At 61.0% G+C, this 830-nt stretch carries 2 pseudogenes; both read right to left on the reverse strand.

The annotated features are described in order from the left end of the window. Nucleotides 1–370: pseudogene (locus KDH83_RS30905) on the reverse strand (LPS biosynthesis protein); the annotation flags it as partial. 171 nt (nucleotides 371–541) lie between these two features. Beyond that, nucleotides 542–830, reverse strand: a pseudogene (locus KDH83_RS30910) (DegT/DnrJ/EryC1/StrS family aminotransferase); the annotation flags it as partial.

The raw sequence follows: 830 nt of genomic DNA on the forward strand, positions 1-830 counted from the left end.
GTTCGAGGCCCAGCCCGTCTACCAGCTTTTCCACGTTGCCGACGGCCTGGTCGGTATTCCAGCCGGCATCGACGTGGAAAAGCAGCGGACGCAGGCCCATTTTTTCCTTCGCGATATAGGCTGTGTACGAGCTATCCAAACCGCCGCTCAGACCGATGATGCAGTCGAAGTCCTTACCTTTGCCTTCCGCCTTGATCTTCTCGGCCGTCCGCATGAGCTCGGCTTCACCGCGGGCGTCCGTATGCCAGTGGGGTTTGATCTGCGTGTCGAAATTGGCGCAGTAATCGGACTCGCCGCGTTCGTCGAACGTAATGTTCGGATCGCTGGTGTCCATGATGGTGCGGGTGCAGATACGGTAGCTTTTGCTCATGTTGTCGTGGGGCTGGCGAGAGGGAAGGCGATACAAGAAGTCTGCGCCGCCGGCGGGGAGCGACGGCGCAGACGGGGCATCAGTACTGCGCGTTGCGTTCGATGCCTTGGGCGATCGCCTGAATGTTCTGCTGTGTGACGTTCTGATCCAGGTACAGGTGCATGGGCAGGCTCACGACCTGTATGGCGAGACCATCGCCGATGGGCTGAGACAGGCCAAGTCGCCGCGCACGGTTAGCGGAATCGCATTGTGCACGGCCGTTGGGGTACCCACGGCCTGGAACGCGACGGCATGGCCGGCTGCGGCTTGGTCGCGAAGGGCCAGTTCTTCGTTGAGGATTTCCGGCTTGGGAAGCAGGATGGCCGTCTGGAGGACATCGAGCCGGCTGTTCACGCCGATTTGGACGTGGTGAAAGCGCCGGTCAGACTTTTCCACCTGGGCTGCGTGCTTCATTTTGGCG

The organism is Achromobacter sp. Marseille-Q0513, assembly GCF_018195695.1.
Classification (GTDB): domain Bacteria; phylum Pseudomonadota; class Gammaproteobacteria; order Burkholderiales; family Burkholderiaceae_B; genus Achromobacter.